This window comes from Kitasatospora sp. NPDC048365, assembly GCF_043200835.1.
Taxonomy (GTDB): Bacteria; Actinomycetota; Actinomycetes; order Streptomycetales; family Streptomycetaceae; genus Kitasatospora; species Kitasatospora terrestris.
In genome coordinates this window covers 20,887-47,576 of sequence record NZ_JBICYJ010000029.1, presented here as the reverse complement: position 1 = coordinate 47,576, position 26,690 = coordinate 20,887, and the positions used below count along the sequence as shown (strand labels likewise).

25 protein-coding genes are annotated in these 26,690 nt (G+C 72.2%); 6 read left to right on the top strand and 19 right to left on the bottom strand.

Going from position 1 to position 26,690, the window contains the following annotated elements:
- Window position 1: 1 nt before the first annotated feature.
- The gene (gene nadE / locus ACGFX4_RS26695) at window positions 2–859 is read right to left on the bottom strand and encodes an ammonia-dependent NAD(+) synthetase (protein ID WP_393079216.1); all 858 of its coding nucleotides are present in this window, start codon (window positions 857–859) and stop codon (window positions 2–4) included.
- Window positions 860–1,004: 145 nt separating this feature from the next.
- Here nadE and ACGFX4_RS26690 point away from each other — a divergent pair, with 145 nt between their 5' ends.
- A complete protein-coding gene (locus ACGFX4_RS26690; protein ID WP_393079213.1) occupies window positions 1,005–1,472 on the top strand; it encodes a hypothetical protein in 468 nt (155 codons plus the stop codon).
- Between the two features lie 33 nt (window positions 1,473–1,505).
- Here the strand turns inward: ACGFX4_RS26690 and cpt are convergent, their stop codons facing one another.
- The 3 genes from cpt to ACGFX4_RS26675 form a co-directional block, all read right to left on the bottom strand.
- Window positions 1,506–2,036 (bottom strand): chloramphenicol phosphotransferase CPT, encoded by a 531-nt coding sequence (gene cpt, locus ACGFX4_RS26685; protein WP_393079211.1) that lies wholly within the window; start codon window positions 2,034–2,036, stop codon window positions 1,506–1,508.
- Window positions 2,037–2,046: 10 nt separating this feature from the next.
- Window positions 2,047–3,177, bottom strand: a complete 1,131-nt coding sequence (locus ACGFX4_RS26680; protein ID WP_393079208.1) for a hypothetical protein — start codon at window positions 3,175–3,177, stop codon at window positions 2,047–2,049.
- Window positions 3,178–3,263: 86 nt separating this feature from the next.
- A complete protein-coding gene (locus tag ACGFX4_RS26675) occupies window positions 3,264–4,193 on the bottom strand; it encodes a 5-dehydro-4-deoxyglucarate dehydratase (RefSeq protein WP_393079205.1) in 930 nt (309 codons plus the stop codon).
- 186 nt (window positions 4,194–4,379) lie between these two features.
- Here ACGFX4_RS26675 and ACGFX4_RS26670 point away from each other — a divergent pair, with 186 nt between their 5' ends.
- Genes ACGFX4_RS26670 through ACGFX4_RS26650 form a run of 5 tightly spaced genes read left to right on the top strand, consistent with a single transcriptional unit; the run spans window position 4,380 to window position 9,454 of the window.
- Window positions 4,380–5,255 carry a carbohydrate ABC transporter permease gene (locus tag ACGFX4_RS26670; protein ID WP_393079203.1) on the top strand — a complete coding sequence of 292 codons (876 nt, stop codon included), beginning with the start codon at window positions 4,380–4,382 and terminating at the stop codon, window positions 5,253–5,255.
- Window positions 5,256–5,295: 40 nt separating this feature from the next.
- Entirely contained in the window at window positions 5,296–6,165 is an 870-nt protein-coding gene (locus tag ACGFX4_RS26665) for a carbohydrate ABC transporter permease (protein ID WP_393079200.1), read from the top strand.
- A gap of 40 nt (window positions 6,166–6,205) precedes the next feature.
- A complete protein-coding gene (locus tag ACGFX4_RS26660; RefSeq protein ID WP_393079197.1) occupies window positions 6,206–7,510 on the top strand; it encodes an ABC transporter substrate-binding protein in 1,305 nt (434 codons plus the stop codon).
- A gap of 7 nt (window positions 7,511–7,517) precedes the next feature.
- Window positions 7,518–8,675, top strand: coding sequence for an enolase C-terminal domain-like protein (locus ACGFX4_RS26655; protein WP_393079195.1), 1,158 nt, complete (start codon window positions 7,518–7,520; stop codon window positions 8,673–8,675).
- Entirely contained in the window at window positions 8,672–9,454 is a 783-nt protein-coding gene (locus ACGFX4_RS26650) for an NAD-dependent epimerase/dehydratase family protein (RefSeq protein ID WP_393079192.1), read from the top strand. Before ACGFX4_RS26655 ends, ACGFX4_RS26650 begins: the two co-directional genes overlap by 4 nt.
- Window positions 9,455–9,474: 20 nt before the next feature.
- Here the strand turns inward: ACGFX4_RS26650 and ACGFX4_RS26645 are convergent, their stop codons facing one another.
- The 15 genes from ACGFX4_RS26645 to ACGFX4_RS26575 all read right to left on the bottom strand — a co-directional run bounded on the left by ACGFX4_RS26645 (window position 9,475) and on the right by ACGFX4_RS26575 (window position 26,418).
- The gene (locus ACGFX4_RS26645) at window positions 9,475–10,854 is read right to left on the bottom strand and encodes an aspartate aminotransferase family protein (RefSeq protein WP_393079189.1); all 1,380 of its coding nucleotides are present in this window, start codon (window positions 10,852–10,854) and stop codon (window positions 9,475–9,477) included.
- 21 nt (window positions 10,855–10,875) lie between these two features.
- Window positions 10,876–12,813 carry a 1-deoxy-D-xylulose-5-phosphate synthase gene (gene dxs / locus ACGFX4_RS26640; RefSeq protein ID WP_393079187.1) on the bottom strand — a complete coding sequence of 646 codons (1,938 nt, stop codon included), beginning with the start codon at window positions 12,811–12,813 and terminating at the stop codon, window positions 10,876–10,878.
- 30 nt (window positions 12,814–12,843) lie between these two features.
- Window positions 12,844–13,869 carry an adenosyl-hopene transferase HpnH gene (gene hpnH / locus ACGFX4_RS26635; protein ID WP_393079184.1) on the bottom strand — a complete coding sequence of 342 codons (1,026 nt, stop codon included), beginning with the start codon at window positions 13,867–13,869 and terminating at the stop codon, window positions 12,844–12,846.
- A gap of 2 nt (window positions 13,870–13,871) precedes the next feature.
- Complete coding sequence (locus tag ACGFX4_RS26630) at window positions 13,872–14,543, bottom strand: 1-hydroxy-2-methyl-2-butenyl 4-diphosphate reductase (RefSeq protein WP_393079181.1); 672 nt, start codon at window positions 14,541–14,543, stop codon at window positions 13,872–13,874.
- Window positions 14,540–16,492: a squalene--hopene cyclase gene (gene shc / locus ACGFX4_RS26625; RefSeq protein WP_393079178.1), complete on the bottom strand. Its 1,953-nt coding sequence runs from the start codon at window positions 16,490–16,492 to the stop codon at window positions 14,540–14,542. The genes ACGFX4_RS26630 and shc overlap by 4 nt, the downstream gene beginning before the upstream one ends.
- 7 nt (window positions 16,493–16,499) lie before the next feature.
- Window positions 16,500–17,624, bottom strand: coding sequence for a polyprenyl synthetase family protein (locus tag ACGFX4_RS26620; RefSeq protein ID WP_393079175.1), 1,125 nt, complete (start codon window positions 17,622–17,624; stop codon window positions 16,500–16,502).
- Entirely contained in the window at window positions 17,621–19,012 is a 1,392-nt protein-coding gene (gene hpnE, locus ACGFX4_RS26615; RefSeq protein WP_393079172.1) for a hydroxysqualene dehydroxylase HpnE, read from the bottom strand. Before hpnE ends, ACGFX4_RS26620 begins: the two co-directional genes overlap by 4 nt.
- A gap of 88 nt (window positions 19,013–19,100) precedes the next feature.
- A complete protein-coding gene (hpnD, locus tag ACGFX4_RS26610; protein ID WP_393079389.1) occupies window positions 19,101–19,958 on the bottom strand; it encodes a presqualene diphosphate synthase HpnD in 858 nt (285 codons plus the stop codon).
- Between the two features lie 41 nt (window positions 19,959–19,999).
- On the bottom strand, window positions 20,000–20,926 hold the full coding sequence (gene hpnC / locus ACGFX4_RS26605) for a squalene synthase HpnC (RefSeq protein WP_393079169.1): 927 nt from the start codon (window positions 20,924–20,926) through the stop codon (window positions 20,000–20,002).
- A gap of 136 nt (window positions 20,927–21,062) precedes the next feature.
- Window positions 21,063–21,872 carry an ABC transporter ATP-binding protein gene (locus tag ACGFX4_RS26600; protein WP_393079166.1) on the bottom strand — a complete coding sequence of 270 codons (810 nt, stop codon included), beginning with the start codon at window positions 21,870–21,872 and terminating at the stop codon, window positions 21,063–21,065.
- Window positions 21,865–22,836, bottom strand: coding sequence for an ABC transporter permease (locus ACGFX4_RS26595; RefSeq protein WP_393079163.1), 972 nt, complete (start codon window positions 22,834–22,836; stop codon window positions 21,865–21,867). The genes ACGFX4_RS26600 and ACGFX4_RS26595 overlap by 8 nt, the downstream gene beginning before the upstream one ends.
- Window positions 22,837–22,927: 91 nt before the next feature.
- Window positions 22,928–23,809 carry a glycosyltransferase family 2 protein gene (locus tag ACGFX4_RS26590; protein ID WP_393079161.1) on the bottom strand — a complete coding sequence of 294 codons (882 nt, stop codon included), beginning with the start codon at window positions 23,807–23,809 and terminating at the stop codon, window positions 22,928–22,930.
- Window positions 23,806–24,543: a CDP-alcohol phosphatidyltransferase family protein gene (locus tag ACGFX4_RS26585; protein WP_393079386.1), complete on the bottom strand. Its 738-nt coding sequence runs from the start codon at window positions 24,541–24,543 to the stop codon at window positions 23,806–23,808. The genes ACGFX4_RS26590 and ACGFX4_RS26585 overlap by 4 nt, the downstream gene beginning before the upstream one ends.
- Before the next feature lie 70 nt (window positions 24,544–24,613).
- Complete coding sequence (locus ACGFX4_RS26580) at window positions 24,614–25,675, bottom strand: iron-containing alcohol dehydrogenase family protein (protein ID WP_393079158.1); 1,062 nt, start codon at window positions 25,673–25,675, stop codon at window positions 24,614–24,616.
- Entirely contained in the window at window positions 25,663–26,418 is a 756-nt protein-coding gene (locus ACGFX4_RS26575; RefSeq protein ID WP_345696278.1) for a phosphocholine cytidylyltransferase family protein, read from the bottom strand. Before ACGFX4_RS26575 ends, ACGFX4_RS26580 begins: the two co-directional genes overlap by 13 nt.
- Window positions 26,419–26,690: the final 272 nt, after the last annotated feature.

Here is a 26,690-nt window from a genome sequence, read left to right as displayed (position 1 = left end):
GTCAGGGCGCGATCGGCAGCTGCCGCTTGTGCTCGGTGAGCCGGTACCGGCGGACGATCGCGGCGAACGCCTCCTCCGCCACCGGCTTGCCCTCCAGGAAGTCGTCGATGTCGTCGTAGGTGACACCGAGCGCGTCCTCGTCCGGCAGGCCCGGCTTGAGCGTCTCCAGGTCGGCGGTCGGCGTCTTCCAGATCAGCGCGGCCGGCGCTCCCAGCGCCTCCGACACCGCGCGCACCCGGCGCTTGGTCAGGCCGGTCAGCGGCACCACGTCGGCCGCGCCGTCGCCGAACTTCGTGAAGAACCCGGAGACCGCCTCGGCGGCGTGGTCGGTGCCCACCACCAGGCCGTCGTGGGCGCCGGCCACCGCGTACTGCGCGACCATCCGCTGCCGGGCCTTGATGTTGCCGCGCACGAAGTCCTGGTGGTGCGCGTCGCGGAACTCCGTCCCGCCGGCCACCACCGCGTCCATCGCCGCGTCGCTCGCCGCCTTCACGTCCACCGTCAGCACCCGGTCGGCGCGGATGAAGCCCAGCGCGAGCTGCGCGTCCGCCTCGTCGGCCTGCGTGCCGTACGGCAGGCGCATCGCGTAGAACGTCGCCTCGTGGCCCGCGGCCCGGACCCGCTCCACCGCCAGCTGGCACAGCCGGCCCGCGGTCGTCGAGTCCACGCCGCCACTGATCCCCAGCACCAGCGACCGCAGCCCGGTCGAGGTCAGCCGCTCCGCCAGGAACGCCACCCGACGCTCGATCTCCGCCTGCGCGTCGAACTCCGACCCCACCTGGAGTTCCCGCGCGATCTCCCGCTGCACAGCCGCCACGTCGCCCACGACCTGCTCCTCACTAGACCCACCGGCCCCCATCGCCGGACCGGCCCCCAACTCTAGAGGAGCCCCACCCGCCGGAGCCCCGCGGCGTCCAGCCGCCCCCACCCGCCCCCGCCTTCACCCGACATCCCCCCCACCTCCATCTTTCACACACACCCGCCGACATGAGAGGCTCGGCGCCATGACCTGGTCGACACGCGGGCTGGAGCTGCCGCCGCTGCTCGTGCACCTCATCGAGGACGGGCACTGGCACCATCCCGGCGACGACGAGCTGCGCCGGGCCGTCCCCTGGTTCGAGGAGCCGGTCGACTTCCTCGGCAGCGCCGAGAGCATGGAGTGGGAGTCGCACTCCCTGGACGCCTTCGCCGACGACCCCTCCCTGGCCTTCTTCCGCGAGGCCCGCGGCAGCACGGCCCACGTGCCGGTCGAGCTCCCCTGGCTCGACGTCGAACAGGCCGTCCTGATCGCCGTCTGCCGCGTCCCCGGCGCCGACGTGGCCCTCGCCCTCGACTACCGGACCAGCCCCACCGACCCCCGCGTCGTCGGCAGCGACTTCTGGACCGACCCCCGCCTCTGCGCCTGGCGCACCGCCGCCCCCACCTTCACCGCCTTCGCCGCCGCCCTCGGCCTGTCCCACGCCGGAGGCTGAGGCACCGGAGGCTGAGGCACCGGGCCCCGGCGGTCACACCAGCCGGGCCGCCACCCGGGCCGCGCACCGGTCCAGGGGGTCCGTGCCGGTGTCCACCTCGACGTCGTAGTGGACGCCCCGGTGGACGGCCGTCGCCTGGGCGGCGGCCATGCCCGTCGCGCGGTCGCCGCGGGCGGCCTCGCGGGCGGCGGCGACCGCCGGGGCGCAGTGGACGCCGACCCACAGGACGCCGAGGCCGGCGAGGGCCTCGCGCCAGCGGGCCTGGGAGGCGGGGCCGCCGAGGAAGACGTCGTCGACGAGGACGTGGGCGCCGGCCCGGGCCATCGCCGCGATGCCGTGGGCCCAGGCGGTGTCGAGCCGGCGGAAGGTGTCGCCGACGGCGACGGTGTCGGTGTCGGCGGCGATGCCCTCGCCGCCTTCGCGCAGGCGCGCGGGCAGGGCGTCGACGAGGGTGTCGACGCTGAAGGCGAGCCAGGGGTCGGGCAGCAGGTCCTGGAGGCCCCGCGCGAGGCTGGTCTTGCCGGAGCTGGAGCCTCCGTTGAGGACGATCACCTGGGTACGCACGGGGAGCAGCCTACGGCCGGAGCGCCGCCCGCAGCGCGGCGAGGTCGGCGTCGGAGGCCAATCCGACGTGGTAGAAGCGGAGTTCGTCGGCACCGGGGACGTCGGGCACCGGCGCGCCCCCGCCCATGCCGGCGACGACGGTGGAGTTGGCGGCGATCACCGTCCCGGGCCGCCGCGGGGCGGCCGAGGCCCGGGCCGCGAGCGCGGCGGGGACGACCAGCCCGTCCGCGTGGTCGAGCACCCACCCCACGTCGACGCCGACGTTGGCGCCGTACCGCCAGGGGTCCGGGTCGGCGTGCAGCAGGATGCGGAAGTCCGGCCCGGCGGCGGCCCGGACCGCGCCGACCACCGTGCGCTGCAACTCCCGTGCCGCGCCCAGCCGGTGGGCGAGCACGGCCGAGGCCGGCCCGGGGCCGAGCAGCGCCGCCGGCCCGTCCGCCTCGGAGCCTCCCGCGGGCTCGGGCGCTCCCCGCCAGAGCGGTTCGAGCGCCTCCCGGACGGCCGCGCGCAGCTTCTCCCCGAGTCCGTACCCGCGTTCGCACGCGGGGCAGAAGCACAGCGACATCAGCAGCTGTCCGACGGGGCCCAGCCCGACGCCGCCGATCTTGTCGTGGGCGTGCAGGTGGGCGAGGCCGTACCAGCCGCAGCTCTCCAGTTCGACGCCGCGCGCGCCGGGCCGGACGGAGGCTTCGGCGGCGAGCGAGGCGCAGTACTCGACGACCTCCTCCTGGGCGATGCACAGCGCCCAGGGGTAGCGCTCCCCGTAGGCGTTCTCCACGGTGCAGCGCGGTACGGCCTGCCCGAGCAGGGAGTTGTGCGCGAGGACGACCCAGGCGTGGACCTCCAGCCCGGCGGCGGTCAGGGCGTCCGCGGCGTCGCCGAAGGGGTCGACGGAGGGGATCCAGCTCTGGCCGTGCGGCCGCAGGGCCCGGCCGCGCCAGCGTTCGGTGGCGGGCGGGTAGTAGACGGCGGAGTGCCGGGCGGTGACGATCCGGCGGGTGGGGTGGCGCGGGGTGAGGGCGCGGGTGGAGTGGTAGGCGGAGGCCAGGGTGACCTGCTGGAGGCCGAGTTCGGCGACGGCCGCGGGGGCGGCCGGGTCGCCGACGACGTCCCAGGGGTAGAGGAAGGCGGAGGCGCGCACGGCTGGCTCCCGTTCTGGAGGAGTGGGGGTCGGGGGACCGGCCCGGCGCACCGCACAGCGCGCCGGGCTCACGGGCGGACGGGCGGTCAGAGCAGCGCGCGCCCCTGCTTGACCAGCGCCGCCAGCTGCTCGATGTGCTCGTCGGCCGCCTCGGTGAGCGGCGCCCGGACCGGGCCGACGTCGAGCCCGTCCAGCCGGACGCCGGCCTTGACCAGCGAGACCGCGTACCCGCGGCCCTGGTTGCGCAGTTCGACGAGTGGCCGGAAGAAGCCGTCGAGCAGCCGGTTGACGGTGTCGTCGTCGCCGTTGCCGAGGGCCCGGTGGAAGGCGAGCGCGAGGTCCGGCGCGAAGCAGAAGACGGCGGAGGAGTAGAGGGTGACGCCGATGCCCCGGTAGGCGAGGCCGGTGAGTTCGGCGGTCGGCAGGCCGTTGAAGTACCGGAAGTCCAGGCCGGGGTGCGAGGTGCGGACGGCGCTGACGATGCGCTGCATCAGGTCGAGGTCGCCGATGCCGTCCTTGAGGCCGACCACGTTGGGCACGGCGGCGAGGGCGACGACGGTCTCGGGTTCCAGCACCGCGTTGTCCCGCGCGTACACGATGACGTCGAGCGCGGTGGCCTCGGCCAGGGCGCGGTAGTGGCGCAGCAGACCCTCCTGCGAGGGCTTGACGAGGTACGGGGGCAGCGCGAGGACGCCGTCGGCGCCGGCCCGCTCGGCGCGCCGCAGGAACTCGAGCGCAAGGGCCGTGCCGTGGCCGACTCCGGCCACAACCGGTACGGCCCCGGCCGTTTCCTCGACCGCCGCGGCGATGACAGATTCGTATTCGTCCAGGTCGAGGGCGTGGTACTCGCCGGTTCCGCAGGCGGCGAAGACGGCGGCGGCGCCGTCGTCGAGGCGGGCGCGGACGTGGGTGCGGAAGGTGGGGAGATCGAGGGTGCCGTCGGCGGTGAAGGCGGTGACGGGGAAGAACAGCAGGCCGTCGAGGCGGTCGATGAGGGGGGCGGGCGCGTCGGTCATGGGTGTGCTCTCCGGTGGAGGGACGGTATGACACCAGGGTTATACAACATTCTGACCCGAGTCCACATCTGTGAACAGATTTCTGAAACTCCCGTCCTGCAGACGGGTTGACGCACCCCCACAGCCTCCCTAGATTGTCCACGCATGTGAACGACGTCCATGAACGTAGAGGAATGGAGCTCCGACGTGGCTGTACGGCGAGCGCTCACCCCGTACGCGCTGATCACCCCGACCGTCCTGCTGCTGGCCTGCTTCCTGGTCTTCCCGGTGGGCAGCGTCGTCTACTACGCGCTCCAGCACCACGTGGTGAACGAGCCGTACGACGACGCCTTCGTCGGGCTCGACAACTTCCGCCGGATGTTCGGCGACGAGCAGTTCTGGCACAGCCTGGCGTTCTCCGCGAAGTGGGTGTGCGCCGAGGTCGCCCTGCAGCTCCTGCTGGGGCTGGTGCTCGCGCTGATCGTCAACGAGACCTTCCTCGGCCGGGCGATGGCCCGGGCGATGGTCTTCTCGCCGTGGGCGGTCTCCGGCGTGCTCACCACCAGCATCTGGATGCTGCTCTACAACCCGGCGACCGGCGTCTTCCACTACCTGGCCCAGCTGGGCATCGGCGACGCCGCGACCTCCGTGCTCGGCAATCCGGACACCGTGTTCTCCGCCGCCGTGGTCGCCGAACTCTGGCGCGGCGTACCGTTCTTCGCCATCCTCATCCTGGCCGATCTGCAGTCCGTCCCGAAGGAGCTGTACGAGGCGGCCTCGATGGACGGCGCCGGCCGGTGGCGCAGCTTCCGCCACGTCACCCTCCCCCACCTGCGGGACGCGATCGTGCTGGCCACCCTGCTGCGCTCGGTCTGGGAGTTCAACAACGTCGACCTGCTCTACACCCTCACCAACGGCGGCCCGGCCGGCGCGACCACCAGCCTCCCGCTGTACGTCGCCCAACTCGCCCGCAAGTCGTACGACTTCGGCTACGGCTCGGCGCTCACCACGGCGGCCTTCGTGATCCTGCTGTTCTGCTCGGTGCTCTACCTGCGGCTCAGCAAGTTCGGCACCGAGAAGTAGCAGAGAAGCAGACCCCGCCCACCCCCTGGAGAACTCCGCCGTGACCACCGCCGCCGTCCCGCTGTCCGCGAAGTCCACCCGGTCCGCCGCCGGCGGGCGCCCCGATCTCGGCCGGATCGGCCGGCTGTTCCTTCCGCTGGCGCTGTACCTGGTCTTCACCGTGGTGCCGTTCTACTGGATGCTGCTCTTCGCGCTCCGCCCGGCCGGCTCCACCTCGCTGCTGCCCTGGCCGCTGACGTTCGAGCACTTCGACACCGTCTGGAACGGGATGGGCTTCCGGGTCTACTTCCAGAACAGCATCTGGATCGCCCTGCTCACCCTGCTCTTCGTGACCTTCTTCGCGCTGATGGGCGGCTACGCGCTGGCCCGGTTCAGGTTCCGCGGCCAGAAGCTCTTCCTGCTGGCGCTGCTGTGCACCCAGTTCGTGCCCGGCGCGATGATGCTGATCCCGCTGTTCAACATCTTCCAGGTCTTCGACCTGATCAACTCCCGCTGGAGCCTGATCATCGCCGAGACCACCTTCCAACTCCCGCTCGCCATGATCCTGATGAGCGGGTTCGTGAAGAACGTCCCGGTGGAGCTGGAGGAGTCCGCGATGGTGGACGGCTGCGGCCGGATCCGCGCCTTCCTCGCCGTGGTGCTGCCGCTGCTGCGGCCCGGCATCGTCGCGGTCGGCTCCTTCGCCTTCATCGGCAGCTGGAACAACTTCCTCTTCGCGCTGATGTTCCTCAACGATCCGGAGCTGCAGACCGTCCCGGTCGGCCTGCAGACCACCATCGGCGAGAACACCGTCGACTTCGGCGCGCTGGCCGCCGGCGGCGTGGTCGCCGCGGTGCCCGTGGTCCTGGTCTTCGCCTTCGTCCAGAAGTACCTCGTCCAGGGCATGAGCGCCGGCGCCGTCAAGGGCTGACCTCCCCCACCCACCACCCGACACAGAACAGGACACAGCCATGTCCCGCTCCCTGCGCACCGCTGCCGCCGCCCTCGCCGCCCTCGGCCTGCTGACCGCCTGCGGCTCCTCCGGATCAGGCTCCTCCGCCGACGGCGGCAAGGTCACCGTCACCTTCTGGGACAACAACGCCGGCCCGGCCAGAACGCCGCTCTTCCAGCACCTGATCGACGAGTTCGAGAAGGCCAACCCGACCATCACCGTCAAGTACGTGGGCGTGACCAGCTCCGAGGTGGCGGAGAAGTACAACACCGCGATCGCCTCCAACTCCACCCCGGACGTCGGCGGCGTGACCACCGCCCTGCTCGCCTCGCTGACCGCGCAGAAGGCGCTCGCCCCGCTCGACGAACTGCTCGCCAAGAGCGCGCTGAACGGCAAGCTCTCCGCCAACATGCTGGAGACCTCGAAGGCGGCGGCCGGCGGCAAGGGCCTCTACCAGCTGCCGTCCTCCGGCAACCAGGACGTGATCTGGTACCGCGCCGACAAGTTCAAGGAGGCCGGCATCGAGGTCCCGAAGACCTGGGACGAGCTCTTCGCGGCCGCCGCCAGGCTCACCGACAAGTCCAAGAACCAGTACGGCTTCACCATCCGCGGCGGCTCCGGCTCCGGCTTCCAGGTGCTGTCCGAGGCGTACGCCTACTCCGGCCTGGCCTCGATGTTCGACGCGGCCGGGAAGTCCACGGTGGACGACCCGCGGAACGTCGAGCTGATCGCCAAGATCGCCGCCCAGTTCAAGAACACCACCCCCGAGGCGGACGTCTCCAACGCCTACCCGCAGATGCTGGCCCAGTTCCAGGCCAACCAGGTGATGATGGTCCACCACAACCTGGGCTCCACCAAGGACGTGAAGACCGCGCTCGGCGACAAGGTCGCCGGCATGCTGCTGCCCTCCGGCCCGAGCGGCTCCTCGATCCTGGCCAACCCGGTGGACGGCTTCGGCCTGTTCAAGAACTCCAAGCACCAGGACGCCGCCTGGAAGTTCGTCGAGTTCCTCGACTCGCACGCCTCCAACAGCTACTGGAACGAGAACGTCGGCCAGATCCCCGCCAACACCGAGGCCTACGCCGACGACTGGTACGCCAAGTCGGGGATCACCAAGCAGGCCGGCGACGCCCTCAACTCCACCGCCGTCAAGCTGGTCCAGCCGCCCGTCTACCTCCCCCAGTACTCGAAGATCACCAAGACCGACGCGGAGCCCAACTTCCAGAAGGTGCTGCTCGGCAAGATGTCGCCCGCCGAGTTCGCCAAGGCCGTCGCGGACGCCTTCACCAAGGCCCAGTCCGACTACAAGGCGAAGAACGGCTGATCCCGCCATGGCCACCATCGAATCCCTCGCGGTGACGGTCTTCACCACCGTCGCCAGGACGGCCGTCGACTCCCACGGCCACCGCCACCCGTCCGCCCCGCACGAGGTCCGCGAGGCGCTGCTCACCGTCACCGACAGCGACGGCGTGGCGGGCCGGGTCCTGGTCCAGCCGGACCACCTGCGCCCGCACGTCCTCGACAAGTACCTGCGCCCCGCGCTGCTCGGCCAGGACCCGCTGGACCGCGAGCGGCTGTGGACCTCGCTCGCCCGCAAGCAGCGCGGCGCCCACGGCGGCCTCACCGACCGCGCCCTCGGCTTCGTCGACCTCGCCCTGTGGGACCTGGCCGGCCACCGCCTCGGCCTGCCGGTCTGGAAGCTGCTCGGCGGCGCCCGCAGCGAGATACCCGCGTACGCCTCCACCATGTGCGGCGACGAGACCCCGGGCGGCCTGGCCACCCCGGCCGACTTCGCGGCCTTCGCCGTCCAGCTGGTCGAGCAGGGCTACCGCGCCATCAAGCTGCACACCTGGATGCCCCCGGTGGCCGGCGCCCCCTCGGTCGCCCTCGACATCGCCGCCTGCACCGCCGTCCGCGCGGCGGTCGGCCCGGACATCGAGCTGATGCTGGACGCCAACCACTGGTACTCGCGCACCGAGGCGCTCAGGCTCGGGCGCGCCCTCCAGGAGCTGGACTACTACTGGTTCGAGGAGCCGATGGAGGAGGCCTCGATCTCCTCCTACCGCTGGCTCGCCGACCAGCTCGACATCCCGGTGATCGGCCCCGAGACCTCCTGGGGCAAGAACTTCACCCGGGCCGAGTGGGTCACCTCCGGCGCCTGCGACATCCTGCGCACCGGCACCACCGACGTCGGCGGCATCACCCCGGCCGTGCGCACCCTGCACCTCGCCGAGGCGTTCAACCTCGACTGCGAGGTGCACGGCAACGGCTCCGGCAACCTCGCCCTGCTCGGCGCCACCACCAACGGCCGCTGGTACGAACGCGGCCTGCTCCACCCGCACGTCGACTTCGACGAGGTCCCACCGCACCTGCGCTCGACCGTCGACCCGATCGACAAGCACGGCGTCGTCCGCTTCCCCGAACGCCCAGGCCTGGGCGACGACTTCGACCTCGACTGGATCGCCTCGCACACCCTGGACGCGTCATGACCACCACCATCCTGCTCACCGGAGCCGCCGGCGGCGTCGGCACCCTGCTGCGCGAGCTGCTGCCGCCGTACGGCTACCGGCTGCGCCTCGCCGACCGGGAGCCGATCGACGGCGCGAGCGACTCGCTCGCCTTCGACCTGCGCGACGCCGACGCGGTGCGGGCCGCCGTGCGCGGCGTGGACGCCGTCGTCCACCTCGGCGGCATCTCCCTGGAGGACACCTTCGCCAACATCCTCGGCAGCAACATCGAGGGGACGTACCACCTGTACGAGGCCTGCCGCCAGGAGGGCGTGCGGCGGGTGGTGTTCGCCAGCTCCAACCACGCCGTCGGCTTCACCCCGCTCGGCGGGGACGGCCTGATCGGCAGCGACATCCCGGCCCGGCCGGACACCTACTACGGCCTGTCCAAGGTGTTCGGCGAGGGCCTGGCGTCCCTGTACGCCGACAAGTACGGCGTACAGACGGTGTCGCTGCGGATCGGCTCCTGCTTCCCCCGGCCCCGCTCGCCGCGGATGCTCTCCACCTGGCTCAGCCCGGCCGACTGCGCCCGGCTGGTGCACGCCGCGCTGACCGCACCGGACGTCGGGCACACCGTGGTCAACGGCATCAGCGCCAACACCCGTGCCTGGTGGGACCTCACCTCCGCCCGCGCGCTCGGCTACGACCCGCAGGACGACGCCGAGGCGTACGCCGAGGAGATCACCGCCCAGCACGGCGACCTCCCGGCCGACCACGTCGACGCCCGGCTGCTCGGCGGCTTCTTCACGCAGACCGGTTAGCCCCCAGGGGCGCGGTGCCGCTACCGCACCGCGCCCTTGACCAGCGTCTTGCCGAAGTCCCACATCAGGCCGCTGCCGTGGTGCGCCTCGTCCATGATCTCGGTGAACGCGCGGACGAAGGTGTCCACGTCCCGCTCGGTGACGACCAGCGGCGGGATCAGCTTGATCACCTCCAGGTGGTCCCCGGACACCTGGGTCAGGATCCGGTACTTCTGCAGCAGCGGCACCACCACCATCTGCGCGAACAGGCCCTTCCGGGCGGCCTGCACGGCCGTCCAGCTGGTCCGCAGCTTCAGCGACTTCGGCCGGCCGAACTCGATCCCGATCATCAGCCCGCGCCCGCGCACGTCCGCGAGCAGCTCGTACTCGTCCACCAGCGCCGCCAGCCGCTCGCGGAACAGGTCGCCCACCGCCCGGGCGTTCTCGACCACCTTCTCCTGCTCCATCACGTGCAGGGTGGCGAGCCCGGCGGCCATCGCCTGCGCGTTGGAGCCGAAGGACGCGGAGTGCACCAGCACCCGGTCCATCGAGGAGTACACCTTGTCGAAGATCCACGACTTGCCGAGCGTCGCGCCGATCGGCACGTACCCGCCGGAGAGCGCCTTCGCCGCGCACACCAGGTCGGGGACCAGGCCCTCCTCGTGCTGGTAGGCGAAGAAGTCGCCGGTGCGGCCGATGCCGGTCTGCACCTCGTCGCAGATCAGCAGCGCCTTGTGCTCGTGCAGCAGCGCCTGTGCGGCGCTCATCCAGCCGGTCGGGGCGATGGTGACGCCCTTGCCCTGGATCGGCTCGACGATCAGCGCCGCCACGTCGCCGCGCTTCAGCTCCTTCCGCAGCGCGCCGAGGTCGCCGAGCGGGATCGCGGTGTCCGGCAGCAGCGGGTCGAAGCCCTTGCGGAAGCCGCTCTCGCCGTTGACCGACAGCGAGCCGGTGGTGAGGCCGTGGAAGGCGTGGTCGCAGTAGAGCACCCGCTTCTTCCCGGTGGCGTAGCGGGCGAACTTCAGCGCGGTCTCCACCGCCTCCGTCCCGCTGTTGCCGAAGAACACCCGCTCCAGGCCGGGGGTGTACGACAGCAACTTCTCCGCCAGCAGGCCCGGCAGGGTGGGGCATTCGAAGCGGGTGAGGTCGGGCAGGTCGAGGTCCATCACCTGCTGGACGGCGGCCCGGACCACCGGGTGGTGCCGGCCGAGCGCGAAGATGCCGAAGCCGGCCAGCATGTCCAGGTACTCGTTGCCCTCGGCGTCGTAGAAGTACGGGCCGGCGGCGCGCTCGTAGTACTTGTCGAAGCCGATGGTGTGCAGCATCCGGGGCAGCTGCGGGTTGAGGTACTTGGCGTGCAACTCGTAGCGTTCCGGCCCGCGTTCCGCGAGCAGGGCGGCGAGATCGAAGGATTCGGCCATGGTGCTGCTTCGCTCCTCAGGTCACTTGCGGGGCACGCGGGGCCGGTACTGCTGGGCGCTGCTGCCGGAGGTGCCGTGCCCGCCGGGCAGCAGCTGCTTGGCGAAGGCGGCGGTCTGGGCGGCGACGCCGGTACCGGTGAGGCCGACCTCCTCCAGGATCTCCCCGCGCGAGGCGTGCGTCAGGAACTCCTGCGGGATGCCCAGGTCGCGCAGCGGTACGTCGACGCCGCCGTCCCGCATCGCCTGGGCGATCGCGGCGCCGACCCCGCCGGTGCGGCCGTTGTCCTCGACGGTGACCACCATCCGGTGCTCGGCGGCGAGTGCGACCAGGGCGGGGTCGACCGGCTTGACCCATCGCGGGTCGACCACGGTCGCGCTGTACCCCTCGGCGACGAGCAGGGCCGCCGCGTCCAGGCAGGCGGGGGCCATCGCGCCGACGGCGACCAGCAGGATCTCCGGGGCGGGCCCGGTCCTGGCGAGCACGTCGACGCCGCCGATCCGTTCCAGTGCGGGGACCTCGGGGCCGAGTTCGCCCTTCGGGAAGCGCACCACGGTCGGCGCGTCGCCGACCGCCACGGCCTCCCGCAGCTGCTCCCGCAGCTGGTCGCCGTCGCGCGGCGCGGCCAGCCGCAGCCCGGGGACGACCTGCAGCACGGACATGTCCCACATGCCGTTGTGCGAGGCGCCGTCGTTGCCGGTGACGCCGGCCCGGTCGAGGACGAAGGTGACGCCCAGCCGGTGCAGCGCGACGTCCATCAGGACCTGGTCGAAGGCCCGGTTCAGGAAGGTGGCGTACACCGCCACCACCGGGTGCAGCCCGCCGGTGGCGAGCCCGGCGGCGCTGGCCACCGCGTGCTGCTCGGCGATGCCCACGTCGTAGATCCGGTCGGGGTGGGCGGCGGCGAACTTGGCCAGGCCCACCGGCTGCAGCATGGCGGCGGTGATCGCCACCACGTCCGGCCGGTCGGTGCCGATCGCCACCATCTCGCTGCCGAACACCGAGGTCCAGGAGGCCCCGGCGGAGGGCGAGATGGGCAGGCAGGTGTACGGGTCGATCGGGTTGACCGCGTGGAAGCGGTCGGCCTCGTCCTGCTCGGCGGGCCGGTAGCCGCGGCCCTTGACGGTGAGGCAGTGGACGATGACCGGCCCGCCGAAGTGCCGGGCCTGGCGCAGCGCCTGCTCGACCGCGCCGATGTCGTGGCCGTCGATCGGGCCGAGGTACTTCAGCCCCAGGTCCTCGAACATGCCCTGCGGGGCGAAGGCGTCCTTGAAGCCCTTCTTGGCGCCGTGCAGCGCGTCGAACACCGGCTTGCCGACCACCGGGGTGCGCTGCAGCGCCTCCTTGCCCCAGGAGAGGAAGCGCTCGTAGCCGCGGGTGGTGCGCAGGGTGGACAGGTGGTGGGCCAGGCCGCCGACGGTCCGGGCGTACGAGCGCTCGTTGTCGTTGACCACCACGACCAGCGGGCGGTCCTGGGCCTCGGCGATGTTGTTGAGCGCCTCCCAGGCCATGCCACCGGTCAGCGCGCCGTCGCCGATCACGGCGACGGTGTGCCGGTCGGTGCCGAGGATCTGGTTGGCCTTGGCGATGCCGTCGGCGTAGCCGAGGGCGGTGGAGGCGTGCGAGTTCTCGATCAGGTCGTGCCCGGACTCGGCGCGCGAGGGGTAGCCGGAGAGGCCGTCCTTGCTGCGCAGCCGGGAGAAGTCCTGTCTGCCGGTGAGGAGCTTGTGGACGTAGGCCTGGTGGCCGGTGTCCCACAGGATGCGGTCGTGCGGGGAGTCGAACACCCGGTGCAGGGCGATGGTGAGTTCGACGACGCCGAGGTTGGGGCCGAGATGGCCGCCGGTGCGGGTGACCGCGTCGATCAGGAAGTCCCGGATCTCGTCGGCGAGCAGCGGGAGTTGCTCGGCGGGCAGGCGTCGCAGGTCCGCGGGCCCCTGGATCTCGGTCAGCAGTGACATCACTTCACCTCGCCGATCTTGGTTCAGGTACTAGTTGATCTTCCCGGAGGCAACGGTCTCCCGGGCGGCGCGCAGCGACTCCTTGAGCGAGCCCATGGTGGCGAGCACCGCCGTGGGCTCGTAGCCGCAGTGCGCCATGCAGTTGTCGCAGCGCGGGTCGCGGCCGCGCCCGTACTTCGACCAGTCGGTCTTCTCGATGAGTTCGCGGTAGGTCGGCACGTAGCCGTCGGCCATCAGGTAGCAGGGGCGCTGCCAGCCGAACAGCGAGTAGTTGGGGATGCCCCAGGCCGTGCACTCGAAGTCGACCTTCCCCTCCAGGAAGTCGAGGAAGAGCGGGCTGTGGTTGAGCCGCCAGCGCCGGCGGTTGCCGCCGGCGAAGGCCTTGCGGAACAGCTCCCGGGTCTGCTCGACACCGAGGAAGTGGTCCTGGTCGGGGGCCTTCTCGTAGGCGTAGGCCGGGGAGATCATCATCTCGTCGACCTTGAGCTCGTCGTTGAGGTAGTCCAGCACCTCGACCACGGTCTGCGCGGTGTCGGTGTTGAAGAAGGTCGAGTTGGTGGTGACCCGGAAGCCGCGCCGCTTGGCCTCCTTGATCGCGGCCACCGCCTCGTCGAAGGTGCCTTCCTTGGCCACCGAGGCGTCGTGCCGCTCGCGCAGGCCGTCGATGTGCACCGCGAAGGTGAAGTACGGCGAGGGCGTGAACTTGTCCAGCTTCTTGCGCAGCAGCAGGGCGTTGGTGCACAGGAAGACGTACTTCTTCCGCTCCACCAGCTGGCGGACGATCTCGTCGATCTGCGGGTGCATCAGCGGCTCGCCGCCCGCGATGGAGACCATCGGGGCGCCGCACTCCAGCACCGCGCCGACCGCCTGGGCGACCGGCATGCGCTGCTTGAGCACGCCCGCCGGGTGCTGGATCTTGCCGCAGCCCTCGCAGGCCAGGTTGCACGCGTAGAGCGGTTCCAGCTCGACGATGAGCGGGAACTTCTCCTTGCGCTTGAGCTTCTGCTGCATGAGGTAGGTGCTGACGCGGATGGTCTGGCGCAGCGGCATGGCCATGGCTAGCTCGCCTCCTGGGGGAGCGTCGAGGGCTGTGGGTGGAGCTCGGTGGACGGCGCCGGGGCGGTGGCCTGCCGGTGCCACTCGGTGAGGGCCGGTACGACGGAGCGCAGCGCCCGCCAGGCGCGGACGCCGGCGGGCAGGGCGCGCGGGCGGATCAGTTCCCGCTCGGGGGTGTCGACCACGATCCGCAGCACGGCGGCCGGCAGTTCGGGGCGGAGCTCGGCGCGGGCGGCGAGGACCGCGGCGGCCTCCATGTCGACGGCGAGCGCGCCGGCGGCGTGCAGGGCGTGCCGCTCGGCGCCGCGGACCACGTGGTCGGCGGTGTGGTGCAGGCCGGTGTGCACGGTCAGGCCGTACCCCTCCAGTACCTTGACCAGGGCCGGGGCCGACTCCAGCGGGTGGAACCCGCCGTCGGAGTCCCGGACCGCGTCGGCGACGATCACGTCGCCCGGCTCGGTGCCGGGGCCGACCGCGGCGCCGAACCCGGCCACCACCAGCGCCCCGTACCCGCCGGCGGCGAGCAGCGCGCCGGCGCTCCGGCGGGCCCGGCGCCGGCCCATGCCGGTCCGGGCCAGCACGGCGGGCCCGCCGTACGCCCCGGACCAGTCGCCGCCGCGCAGCGCCCAGACCTCGGGCACCAGCGCGCAGACCACGAGCAGAGGTGCCGTCATGACACACCGCCGAGCGGGGTGTCGTGGACGTAGCGGCCCAGCGCGGTGACCGGGAAGACCAGCCGGTAGAGGTGGTAGTTGATGGAGAAGTCCCAGGGGAAGCCGGTGCCGGTGAACTGCGGTTCGTCCCAGGTGCCGTCCGGCCGCTGGGTGCGGATCAGCCAGCGGACGCCGCGCTCCACGACGGGGTTGTCCCGCTCGCCGGCGGCGAGCAGCGCCATCAGCGCCCAGGCGGTCTGCGAGGCGGTGGAGTCCCCGCGCCCGGACCAGTCGGCCGGGTCGCGGTAGGAGCGCAGGTCCTCGCCCCAGCCGCCGTCCTCGTTCTGCCGCTGCTCCAACCAGCGCACCGAGCGGCGGATCGCCGGGTGGGCGGTGGAGATGCCGGCGGCGACCAGGGCGGGGACGACCGACATGGTGCCGTAGATGTAGTTGGTGCCCCAGCGGCCGAACCAGGAGCCGTCCGCCTCCTGGTTGCGCAGCAGCCAGGTGATGCCGCGCCGGCAGCGCGGGTCGCCGGCCCGGCCGACGGCGGCCAGCATCTCGACCATGTGCGCGGTGACGTCGGCGGACGGCGGGTCGATCACCTCGCCGAAGTCGCAGAACGGCAGCTTGTTGGGCAGCGGGCTGGTGTTGTCGGCGTCGAAGGCGCCCCAGGCGCCGTTGCGGGACTGCATGCCGAGCGTCCAGTCGATCGCCCGGCGCACCGCGCCGTCCACCTTCTCCGGGGCCGGGTGGTCGACCCGGGCGAGGGCGAGGATCACCTCGGCGGTGTCGTCGACGTCCGGGTAGGTGTCGTTCTGGAACTCGAAGGCCCAGCCGCCGGGCTGCAGCTGCGGGCGCTTGACCGCCCAGTCGCCGCGCTTGGTGATCTCCTCGCCGAGCATCCAGTCGGTGGCGCCGACCAGGGCGGGGTGGTCGCCGGGCAGTCCCGCGTCGCGGAGCGCGATGGCGGCCAGGCAGGTGTCCCACACCGGGGACTGGCAGGCCTCCATCCAGCGCCGGCCGTCCTCGGTGTGCACGGTGAAGCCGTCGAAGGAGGCGATCCCGGCCTTCATCACCGGGTGGTCCAGCCGGTAGCCGAGCAGGTTGAGGGCGATCAGCGAGTAGACGGCGGGCGGCTGGATGCCGCCCCAGCAGCCGTCGGACTCCTGGCGTTCGATGATCCAGCGGGCGGCCTGCTGCAGGGCGAGCCGGCGCAGCGGGCGCAGCGCGTACCGGTGGTAGTGGTGCATCAGCCGGTCGAGGCGCTGGAAGAGGCCGTCCCAGGTGTGGGCGGCGGCCAGTGGCCGCTCGGGGAAAGGATTCGCCGGGTCGGTGTGCAGCTCGTCGAGGTCGAACGGGCCGGGCCGCACCGGCCGGTGCGCGGAGACCACGGTGAGCGGGACGATGGTCTGCCGGGCCCACTGCCCGAAGGAGTAGATGTTCAGCGGGGCCCAGTGCGGCAGGAAGATCAGCTCGGGGGGCAGTTCGGGGAGTCTCTCCCAGGGCCACCAGCCGAAGAGCGCCAGCCAGATCCGGGTGAACACCCGGGCGGCCGCGATCCCGCCGGCGCCGCGGACGTACGCGGCGGCGGCGGCCATGTGCGGGGCGGCGGGGTCGTCGCCCGCCAGTTTCAGCGCGACGTACGCCTCCACCGTGGTGGAGAGCTCCGGCGGGCCGCCGTGGAAGGTGGCCCAGGTGCCGTCCTCGCGCTGCTGGGAGCGGATCCAGGCGGCGGCGCCCCGGGTCTGCTCCTCGGTGCGGATGCCGAGGAACTGTCGCAGTAACAGGTCCTCGGCATCCATGGTGACGTTGGTCTCCAGGTCGCCCTTCCACCAGCCGTCGGCGTGCTGCAGCGACAGCAGGTGGGCGGTGGCGCGGCTGAGCGCCGCCCCGGGTGAGGAATCGTCAGGTTGTCGTACTGCAACTGAGGCTTCGGGGTCGATCCTGCCGCCCGCGGTTGCTGTCACCTTCACGTCACCTCTCTCGTACCACCACGAATTCGGCGAGTGCGACGAAGTGCTCGCGCACCTGGTCGGTCATGGGTACCTCGTCCAGCGCGGCGAGGGCGGTCTCGTACTGGCGGCGGGCCTCCTCCTGGGTCCACGCCCGGCCGCCGGCCTGCTCGATCAGCGCGGCGCGGGCGGCCAGCTTCTGCTCGCTCTCCTCACCGCGGCCGGTCGGGTCGGCCAGCTGCGCGGCGAGCTCCTTGGAGGCGGCGCCGCCCTCGGCGAGGGCCGCGCACACCGGCAGCGACTTCTTGCGCGACTGCAGGTCGCTCCAGTGCGGCTTCCCGGTGACCTCGGTGGCGCCCCAGATGCCCAGCAGGTCGTCCACCGCCTGGAAGGCCAGACCCAGGTGGTAGCCGTAGCGCTGCAGCGCGTCCGACACCCGGTCGTCGGCGCCGGCCAGCACCGCGCCGATCGCCGCCGAGGCGGCCAGCAGGGCGCCGGTCTTGCCGCCCTCCATGGCCAGGCACTCCTCGACGGTGACCGCGTCGCGCTGCTCGTACGAGACGTCCTGCGCCTGGCCGTCGATCAGCCGGCGGGTGGCGGTGGTGATCAGCCGGACGGCGCGCGCGGCGTCCGCGGGGGTCGCCCCGCCGGTCACCGCAGCGTCCAGCAGCACCTCGGTGCCCAGCGTGGCCAGCGCGTCACCGGCCAGGATCGCCTGGGCCGGACCGAAGACCGTCCACGCCGTGGCACGGTGCCGTCGGGTCTCGTCACCGTCCATCAGATCATCATGGAGGAGGGAGAAGTTGTGCACCAGTTCAACCGAGACCCCGCCGGGCACGCCGACCTGCGCCGGAGCACCCACGGCCTCCGCCGAGAGCAGGGCCAGCGCCGGGCGCACGGCCTTGCCGCCGTCGCCCGCCGCGGGGTTGCCGTCCCGGTCGATCCAGCCGAAGTGGTACGCGGCAACGGTGTCCATCGGTGCCGCCAAACGGGCGACGGCCGCGCGCATCGACGGGGTGCACAGCGTGCGTCCGCGGGCCAGCAGGTCCAGCACGGTCGTCGTGTCCTTGACCGGGGTGCCGGTACGAGCCTCCACGTGCGATCCCTCTCGGTGCGATGCGATGTCGGTGGTCGGGTGGGCGGTCATCGGGGCCACCTTCCGTCGCCGCGGTCGACCGGCAGCCGGCCGGCGCCCGCCAGCGCGGCGTCGGCCGCGGCGTGGCCGCTGCGCACCGCGCTCTCCATGGTCGCGGGCCACCCGGTGGCGGTCCACGAGCCGGCCAGCAGCAGGCCGGGGATCCGGGTGCGGGCGCCGGGACGCAGCGCGGCGGTGCCGGGCGCCGGGTCGAAGGTGGCGGTGCGCTCCCGGGTGACGAAGAAGTCCAGCACCCGGGCGCCCCGGGCGGCGGGCAGCAGGCGCTCCAGCTCGGGCAGGTAGCGCTCGCGCAGCTCGGCCACCGGCAGGTCGATCTCGGCGCCGGCGTCGGACTGGGAGACGGCCAGGTACTGGGCGCCCGGCACGTCCAGGCCGGAGTGCGCGGTGCGGTCGAAGACCCACTGGACGGGGGTGCCGAGCGCGGCGAAGAACGGCCGGCGCAGCAGCTTGCGGTCGTAGACCACGTGCACGTTGAGGATCGCCGCGTGGCCGAGGTCGCCGATCCGCTGGTCGATCGCGCCGGTCGGCAGCAGCTCCGCGGCGGCCTCCTGGGCGCCGGCCAGCACCACGGTGTCGGCGGTGAGCAGCTCGCCGCTCTCCAGCCGGACGGCGTGCTGGTCGGCGGGCTTCAGCTCGGCGGCCTTGGCGCGCAGCAGGACGGTGACCCCGGCCCGCTCCAGTTCGGTGCGGGCCCGGTCGTGGTGGATCTCGCCGAGCGGGACGCGGGCGATGCCGATGTCGGAGGCGCCCGGGTCGGAGAGCAGGCCGGTCTTGAAGACCTTGGCGGCCAGCGCCAGCGAGGTGCGCTCGGCGGTGGCGTTCAGGGTGGCGACGCCGACCAGGTCCCAGAGCGCGGCCGCGGTGGCCGGGGTCTGGCCGTGCCGGCGCAGCCACTCGCCGAAGGAGACCGCGTCCAGCGCCGGGTCGTCCAGGTCCAGGCGCTGCAGGGCGAGCGCGCCGCGCACCACCCGGGCCCGGTCCAGCGGGCCGAGGTGCGGGTACGTGGCGAGCGAGGCGGCCAGGTGCAGCGGGACGGGCAGCTCGGCGCGGCGCAGCCGGCCCAGGGTGCGGCCGCCGTCGGCGCCGAGGCCCAGCACGGGGACGTCCAGCCGGGGCTGGAGGTCGACCAGCGAGCCCGCGCCCAGCCGGTCGACCAGGCCGCGGTAGGCGGTGCAGCAGCGCAGGTAGACGTGCTGGCCGTTGTCGACGGTCAGCTCGCCGCGGCGGAAGGAGAAGGCCAGGCCGCCGAGGCGCGGCCGGCCCTCGACCAGGGTGACCCGCTGCCCGGCCTCGGCCAGCCGCAGGGCGGCCGTGATGCCGGCCAGGCCGCCGCCGACGACCACGGCGGTGGGCCGGGTGTCGCGTGCCGGTGCGGTCATCTGGCCCTCCCCCTGCCCTGGTCTGCGTGCGGATCCGGTGCCTGCAGTGACGTTCTGCTGACACAGCGTGACATAACTGGCGAGAGAATCAAGAACGCCCTCCGGCGAGCCCGGACAGTGCCACGTACGCCTTCTCCCAGCCCGGCAGCGAGACCCGGCCGCGCAGCACCGACTCCGGGTCTGCGGCGATCCGGCCGAGCAGCCGGTGGTAGATGCCGGCCATCGCGGCGGTGCAGGCGCGGCTGCGGCGGTCGAGCATCGGCAGCAGCCGCAGGCCCTCCTCGAAGGCCCGCTGGGCGCGGTCCGCCTCGAAGGCGACCAGGCCGAGGAAGTCGGCGCCGAGCGGCGGCGCGGAGAGCGCGAAGCCCTCCTGGCAGCCGAACCGCTCCAGGTCCTCGGCCGGCAGGTAGATCCGGCCGTTCATCGCGTCCTCGCGCAGGTCGCGCAGGATGTTGGTGAGCTGCAGGGCCAGGCCCAGGGTGTCGGCGTACGCGGCGCCGCGCTCCCAGTCGGTGCAGCCGTACACGCCGAGCGAGAGCCGGCCGATCGAGCCGGCCACGCAGCGGCAGTAGACCTTGAGGTCCTCGAAGGTCTTGTACTCGGCGCCGCGCAGGTCCATCTCGACGCCCTCGATCAGTTCGTCGAAGCCGTCCAGCGGGATCGGGAAGCGCCGGGCCGCGTGGGCCAGCGCGACCTTGATCGGGTCGGTGTCGTCCTCGGTGACCCGGCCCTCGCGGATCTCGTCGAGCAGGTCGCGGGTGCGCGCCAGCGCCCGGGTCTTCTCCTCGGTCGGCAACTCACCGTCACCGATGTCGTCGACCCGGCGGGCGAGCGCGTACAGCGCGGACATGGCCAGCCGCTTGGGCTCCGGCAGCAGCCGGATGCCGTAGCTGAAGTTGCGGGCCTGCAGGGCGGTGACCGCCTCGCAGTACCGGTAGGCCGCCATGACCGGCGCCGACGCCAGTGGTGATGCCGCCACGAGGGCGCTCACCTTCCCTTCGCGAAGAGTGCCGCCGCCTTGAGTGCCAGGCGGCGCTTGTCGGGCTTCGGCTGGTGGGCGAGCACGTCGAACCCGGCCGCCTCGACGGCGGCCAGGGCGGCGTACCCGCCGGCGGTGAATCCCGCCAGGAGCAGCCTGAGCCTGCCTTGAACCGTACCGACCAGCGGAGCCCCGCGGTCGAGCAGGGTCCGGGCGCGGGCCGCCTCCGAGGCGATCAGCGCACGCACCGGGCCACTGGCGGCGGGCTCGGCCAGGTCGGCCTCGGTGACGCCGAAGCGCTCCATGGACTCCCGGGGCAGGTAGATCCGGCCGCGGCCGAGGTCCTCGGCGACGTCCTGGAGGTGTTCGACCAGTTGCAGGCCGGTGCAGATCGCGTCGGAGAGCTCGATCCGCTCGGGGGTGGCGCGGCCCGCGATGGCGAGCACCAGGCGGCCCACCGGGTCGGCCGAGAGCGTGCAGTAGTGCCGCAGGTCCGCCCAGGTGGGGTAGCGGGTGGCCCGCTGGTCGACCCGGTTGGCCTCGATCAGGTTCCGGAACGGCTCGGGGGTGAGCGCGTGGGCCCGCACGGTGGGGACCAGGTCGCGCATCAGCGGGTGCCGGGGCGGGGCGGCGGCCGGTTCGAGCGCCTGCTCGAAGACCCGGTCGAGGTCGCGCTCCAGGCCGTCCAGCAGGGCGGGCCGGAAGCCCTCCTGCCCGGGGTCGGCGTCGACGCCCAGCAGGGCGGCGACGCCGGCCGGGTCGGCCAGGTCGCCGTCGCCGGCGTCGTCGACCAGGCGGGCGAAGCCGTAGACCGCCATCAGGTCGGTGCGCCAGGCGGCGGGCAGGAAGGAGGGGGCGACCGGGAAGTTCTCCAGGTCCGCCTTCTCCAGCGTGGCGCCGTCTGTCTGGTTATCTGATTTGGCTGAAGCCGACACTGCGGTCACTCCCCCGTTCTACACCGGCTCCGCCCGGCCGGGCGGCTCGGACACGCACACGTCACACGGTCACCGCACAGCGCAGGGCCGGTACCGGAGGATCCGGTACCGGCCCTGGCGTGCGGACGCACCCGGGTCAGGGGCGCTCGCCCTTCTCGTACATCCGGACCACCTCGTCGGTGTGCCCGTCCATCACCAGCTCGCCGTGCTCGATCCAGATGGTCCGCTCGCAGGTCTCGCGGATCGAGTTGTTGTCGTGGCTGACCAGGAAGACCGTACCGGCCTCCTTGCGCAGCTCCTCGATCCGCCGCTTGGAGCGGTTCTGGAAGGCCTGGTCACCGGTGGCCAGGGCCTCGTCGATCAGCAGCACGTCGTGGGTCTTGGCCGCCGCGATGGAGAACCGCAGGCGGGCGCCCATGCCGGAGGAGTACGTGCGCATCGGCAGCGAGATGAAGTCGCCCTTCTCGTTGATGCCGGAGAAGTCGACGACGCCCTGGTAGCGCTCGCGCACCTCGGCCGGGCTCATGCCCATCGCCAGGCAGCCCAGCACCACGTTGCGCTCACCGGTCAGGTCGTCCATCAGCGCCGCGTTCACACCCAGCAGCGAGGGCTGCCCGTGGGTGTAGATACCGCCCCGCTCGGTCGGCAGCAGGCCGGCGATGGCCGCCAGCATGGTCGACTTGCCGGAGCCGTTGGACCCGATCAGGCCGACCGCCTCACCCTTGTACGCGGTGAAGCTGATCCCGCGCACGGCGTGCACCTCGCGGATGGTCGGTGCCTTCTTGCGGGTGATGATCCGGCTCAGCGCCGAGGTGGCGCTGCCCTTGCCGGCGCCCGCGCCGTGCACCTTGTAGACGATGTGGACGTCGTCCACGATCACCGTCGGCACCTTGGCCCGCTGGGCGTCCACCGCGGTCTCCTCCTTGTACAGAGCTGCATCAGCCACGGCCGTACTCCTCCTCGGACTTCCAGAAGAACACGAAGCCGAGGACGAAGGCGCCGAAGCCCCAGACCGCGGCCATCATCCAGATGTGGTCGGGCAGGATCAGCGCCTTCGGCAGCGCGTTGCCGGCCGCGTCCCAGCCGCCCGGGTACTTCGCCTTGTCGAAGCTCTCCGGCATGAAGGCGTAGCGCATCAGGTCCATGTAGACCGTCGCCGGGTTCCACGAGTACAGCTTCTGGTAGATCGGCGGCCACTTCTCGATGTAGCCCGAGACGCTGTACATCACGCCGGAGACGTACATCCAGGTGCGCAGCAGGAAGGGCATCAGCTGCGAGATGTCCGAGGTCTTGGCGCCGACCCGGGCCATCACCAGGGCGAGGCCGGTGTTGAACAGGGCCTGCAGGGCGAGCGCCGGGACGATCAGCAGCCAGGTCATGCCCGGCGAGATGCCGTTCAGCAGGACGATCGCGACCAGCACGACCATCGAGATCAGCAGCTGCTGGAGCTGGATCACGGTGAACGCGATCGGCAGCGAGGCCCGCGGGAAGTGCAGGGCGCGGATCAGGCCCAGGTTGTCCGAGATGGACCGGGTGCCCGCCTGGATGGCGCTCTGCGAGAACTGGAAGACGAAGACGCCGACGCACAGCCACGCGATGTAGACCGGGACGGTGTCCCGGCTGTTCATGATCACACCGAAGACCAGGTAGAAGACCGCGCAGTTCAGCAGCGGGGTCAGCACCTGCCAGAGCTGGCCGAGCTTGGCCGTGGTGTACTGCGCCACCAGGCGGGCGGTGGCGAAGGCGGTGATGAAGGACCGCCTGGCCCACAGCTGCCGAATGTACTCGAACAGGCCCGGCCGCCGGCCGCTGACCGTCAGCCGGTACTTGGCCGCCAGTTCCTTGGGGGTCAGGCCCGCGTCCTCTCCCCTCGGTGAGGAGAGGCTGACGGGGTCACTCAGTGTCGACACGTTCGTCCTTCACAACAGGTGCTGCAACCACGGGGGACAGGGGGTGCGCGGTTCGCGGATCACACGGGCGGGGTGCGCCTCCCGCATGCGATCAGATGATTGGCGGTCTGCCGAGCCTGGTCAAGCGCCAGACCGTGCTCCACCGCATCGGCCGACGCGGTCCGCAGGGTTCGCTCCAGCCGGCGCGGAAGCCGCCGAGCCAGGCCTTGAGCCCGTCGGACGACGGACGGCGGGCCAGCGTGAGCAGCAACCACGTCCCCAGGTAGAGAGGCACGATCGGGGCCGGAAGGTTCCGTCGGGCCAGCCACACCCGGTTGCGGGCCACGTTGTGGAAGTACGCGGCGTGCCGGGCCGGGGAGGTCGCCGGGTGGTTCAGCACCACGTCCGGGCGGTAGTCGATCGACCAGCCGGCGTCCAGCGCGCGCCAGGCCAGGTCGGTCTCCTCGTGGGCGTAGAAGAACTCCGCGGGCAGCTGTCCGGCCTGCGGGAAGACCGCGGTGCGCACCGCGCTGGCGCCGCCCAGGAAGGTGGTCACCCGGGAGCCCCGCATCGGGTCGCCCACCCGGACCCGGGGGACGTGCCGGCGCTGGGTGGTGCCGGTCTCCGGGTCGGCGATCCGGAAGGAGACGATGCCGAGCCCCGGGTCGGCCGCGAAGGCCTCGCGCAGGATCGCGGCGGAGTCGGTGTTCGGCAGCAGGCCGTCGTCGTCCAGGAAGAGCACCACGTCCACGTCGCGCCCGTCCGGGCCGAACAGCTCGATGCCGACGTTGCGCCCGCCCGGGATGCCGAGGTTCTCCGGCAGCTCCGCGGTGCGCACCCCGGCCGGCAGGGCCGGCAGCGGGGCGCCGTTGGCGACCACGGCCAGCTCGACGGCCGGGCCCTGCTGGGCGCGGACGGAGTCGATCAGGGCGTTCAGTTCGGCCGGCCGGTTGCCCATCGTGATGATCACGGCGCCGAGCTTGAGGTCGCTCATCGCAGCCTGCTCGACAGGACGATCGACAGCAGGTGCAGCACGGTCTGGAGCATCGCGATGGCGGCCAGCACCACCACGGCCAGGCGGGTGAAGAACAGCCCGCCCTGCACCGCGTCGGCGATCCCGGCGGCCAGGATGAACAGCGAGGCCTCCACCGCGCCCACCAGGCGGTGGAACTTCAGCAGCGAGGCGGCCCGGCGGGCCTTGGCCACGCCGGCCGAGCGCGGCACCGAGGCGCTGTCCTCGACGGCGGTCATCCCGCTGCGGGCGCGGGCCACGTCCACCAGGTCGGTCTCGGACTTGATCAGGATCGCGCCGAGCGCGGCCAGCGTGCCGAGGAAGGCCCACTCCCAGTGCGCGGCGGTGCCGTCCTGGTGGAACAGGTCGGTGGCGCGCAGGCCCAGGCCGGTCAGCAGCGCGGCCTCGGACATGTAGTGGCCGACCCGGTCGAGGTAGACGCCGGTGAGCGAGGTCTGCCGGCGCCAGCGGGCGACCTCGCCGTCCACGCAGTCGAGCAGCAGGTAGACCTGGATCAGGAAGGCGGCCAGGACGGCGCCCGCCAGGCCCGGCACCACCAGGGCGGCACCGGCCAGGATGCCGGTGACCATCATCAGGTAGGTCAGGCCGTTGGGCGTGATCGCCGTGACCGTCGAGAGTATCCGGGTGATCCGCAGCGAGATCTTCCGCATGTACAGGCGGCCGGCCCAGTGCTCGGCGCTGCGGCGCTGGAGCATGCCCTCCGGGTGGATCACCGCGCGCAGCTCCTCGATCGAGGGGCGGCGGGTCAGGTCCACCGGGGGGCGTTCAGCTGTTGACTGCTTGGACATAGTCGGCGTACGCGTCCCTGATGTCGGAAGGGGAGAGGTCGAGGTGCTCGAGGATGGTGAAGCGCCCCGGGCGGGTGTTCGGAGCGTAGTGCACCGCATCGGTGAACTCCGCCTCGGTGAAACCGATCTGATCGGCGGTCACCGGCAGGTTGTGGAACCGCAGGCGGTCCACCATCCGGCCGGTCAGCTCGCGCTCGCCCCGCAGGTGGCTCGCGAAGGCCGCGCCGAGGCCGACCTGCTCGCCGTGCTGGGCGGACCGCTTGGGGTACAGCAGGTCCAGGGCATGCGAGATCTCGTGGCAGGCGCCCGACGACGGCCGGGTGCTGCCAGCGATGTTCATCGCGATGCCGGACAGTACCAGGGCCTCCGCCAGCGATGTCAGCAGGTCCTGGTCCTCCAGCCCGCCGGGGTGCCGGAGCAGGTTCTCGGCCGCCGAGCGGGCCATCGCGACGGCCAGCCCGTCCACCGGTTCGCCGGTCTCCCGCTGGGACAGCTCCCAGTCCGCGCAGGCCGAGATGTTGGACAGCACGTCGCCGATCCCGGCCGCGACGAAGCGCTTCGGGGCCTTGGCGATGACCTCCAGGTCGACCACGATCCCGATCGGGCTGGGCACCCCGTAGGAGCCCCGGCCGGCGTCGTTGTCCAGGGTGGAGACCGGCGAGCAGATGCCGTCGTGCGCGAGGTTGGTGGCCACCGCGACGACCGGCAGACCGACCCGGGCGGCCGCGTACTTCGCCGCGTCGATGATCTTACCGCCGCCGAGGCCCACCAGGGCGTCGTAGTGGCCCCCGCGCACCGCGTCCGCCAGCCGGACCGCCCCGTCCAGGGTGCCGTCGGCCACGTCGTACCAGTCCGCGCCCGGCAGCACCGGCTCCAGGCGCTCGCGCAGCGCCCGCCCGGAGCCCGGGCTGATCGCCACCGCTATCCGCCCGGAGCTGGACAGCCGGCCGTCCGCGAGGATGCCGCCGAGCGACTCCAGGGCGCGCGGGCGGATCTCGACGAAGACCGGGGACGGCAGCAGGCGGGTCAGTACCGGCACGCGATCTCCCTCGCCTTGTTCAGGTCGTCGTGGTTGTCCACCTCGACCCAGGACACCTCGCCGATCGGCTGCACGTCGATCCGCAGGCCGCGGTGGACCATCTCCTGGTAGCCGTCCTCGTAGTACAGCTGCGGGTCGCGCTCGTAGGTCGCCTTGAGGGCGTCGGCGAGCGCGTCCCCGGCGGACGGGTTGATCACCGTGACGCCGATGTACTCACCGGTCGCCTCGGACGGGTCCATCAGCTTGGTGATCCGCCGCATGCCGAGCTCCGGGTCGACGACGACCTTCATCTCCTCGTCGGCCAGCTTCTTCACGGTGTCCAGCGCCAGCAGGATGCCGGGCGCGGCACCCTCCTTGATCAGCCGGTCGTTGCCGTCCAGCATGGTGCGCTGCACCGAGGCCGGGTGCACGGTGTCGCCGTTGGCCAGCAGCAGGCCCTCGCCGAACAGGTCGCGGGCGCACCACAGCGAGTAGGCGTTGTTCCACTCCTCGGCCTTGTCGTTCTCGACCAGGGTGAGCTTGACGCCGTACTTCTGCTCCAGCGCGTCCTTGCGGTCGTACACGGCCTCCTTGCGGTAGCCGACCACGATCGCGGCCTCGCGCAGACCCACCTCGGCGAAGTTGCCGAGGGTCAGGTCCAGCACCGTCCGCTCCCCGTCGACCGGCACCAGCGCCTTGGGCAGGGTGTCGGTGTAGGGCCGGAGCCGGCGGCCGGCGCCGGCGGCCAGAACGAGGCCGATCATGCGGTGTCTCCTGCGTCATCTCGGATCGGGCCGGCCGGGTGTCCGTCGCGGCACGCCGATGGCCCGGTTACCGGCCACCGTGTACTGGTGATGGTAGGCGACCCCGGCGACCTGGCAGAACGCGGGCACGGCCCTCTTCGCAGGCACAACCGGTCGAGAAGGTGAACACCTGTGTGGAAGGAGTGGACCCGAAGCGTTCATCAGTCGAACAACTCTGCCAATCATTCGGCCCTTACCCTCCATGGCGTGCGTCGGGGCGGCAGCCGCGGCGG

Bases quoted from the DNA above. Each gene is read 5' to 3' on its own strand.
- nadE (WP_393079216.1), bottom strand. From the start codon at position 859: ATGGGGGCCGGTGGGTCTAGTGAGGAGCAGGTCGTGGGCGACGTGGCG.
- ACGFX4_RS26690 (WP_393079213.1), top strand. From the start codon at position 1,005: ATGACCTGGTCGACACGCGGGCTGGAGCTGCCGCCGCTGCTCGTGCAC.
- ACGFX4_RS26675 (WP_393079205.1), bottom strand. From the start codon at position 4,193: ATGACCGACGCGCCCGCCCCCCTCATCGACCGCCTCGACGGCCTGCTG.
- ACGFX4_RS26660 (WP_393079197.1), top strand. From the start codon at position 6,206: ATGTCCCGCTCCCTGCGCACCGCTGCCGCCGCCCTCGCCGCCCTCGGC.
- ACGFX4_RS26655 (WP_393079195.1), top strand. From the start codon at position 7,518: ATGGCCACCATCGAATCCCTCGCGGTGACGGTCTTCACCACCGTCGCC.
- ACGFX4_RS26650 (WP_393079192.1), top strand. From the start codon at position 8,672: ATGACCACCACCATCCTGCTCACCGGAGCCGCCGGCGGCGTCGGCACC.
- ACGFX4_RS26645 (WP_393079189.1), bottom strand. From the start codon at position 10,854: ATGGCCGAATCCTTCGATCTCGCCGCCCTGCTCGCGGAACGCGGGCCG.
- dxs (WP_393079187.1), bottom strand. From the start codon at position 12,813: ATGTCACTGCTGACCGAGATCCAGGGGCCCGCGGACCTGCGACGCCTG.
- hpnH (WP_393079184.1), bottom strand. From the start codon at position 13,869: ATGGCCATGCCGCTGCGCCAGACCATCCGCGTCAGCACCTACCTCATG.
- ACGFX4_RS26630 (WP_393079181.1), bottom strand. From the start codon at position 14,543: ATGACGGCACCTCTGCTCGTGGTCTGCGCGCTGGTGCCCGAGGTCTGG.
- ACGFX4_RS26620 (WP_393079175.1), bottom strand. From the start codon at position 17,624: ATGACCGCCCACCCGACCACCGACATCGCATCGCACCGAGAGGGATCG.
- hpnE (WP_393079172.1), bottom strand. From the start codon at position 19,012: ATGACCGCACCGGCACGCGACACCCGGCCCACCGCCGTGGTCGTCGGC.
- hpnD (WP_393079389.1), bottom strand. From the start codon at position 19,958: ATGGCGGCCTACCGGTACTGCGAGGCGGTCACCGCCCTGCAGGCCCGC.
- ACGFX4_RS26590 (WP_393079161.1), bottom strand. From the start codon at position 23,809: ATGAGCGACCTCAAGCTCGGCGCCGTGATCATCACGATGGGCAACCGG.
- ACGFX4_RS26585 (WP_393079386.1), bottom strand. From the start codon at position 24,543: ATGCTCCAGCGCCGCAGCGCCGAGCACTGGGCCGGCCGCCTGTACATG.
- ACGFX4_RS26575 (WP_345696278.1), bottom strand. From the start codon at position 26,418: ATGATCGGCCTCGTTCTGGCCGCCGGCGCCGGCCGCCGGCTCCGGCCC.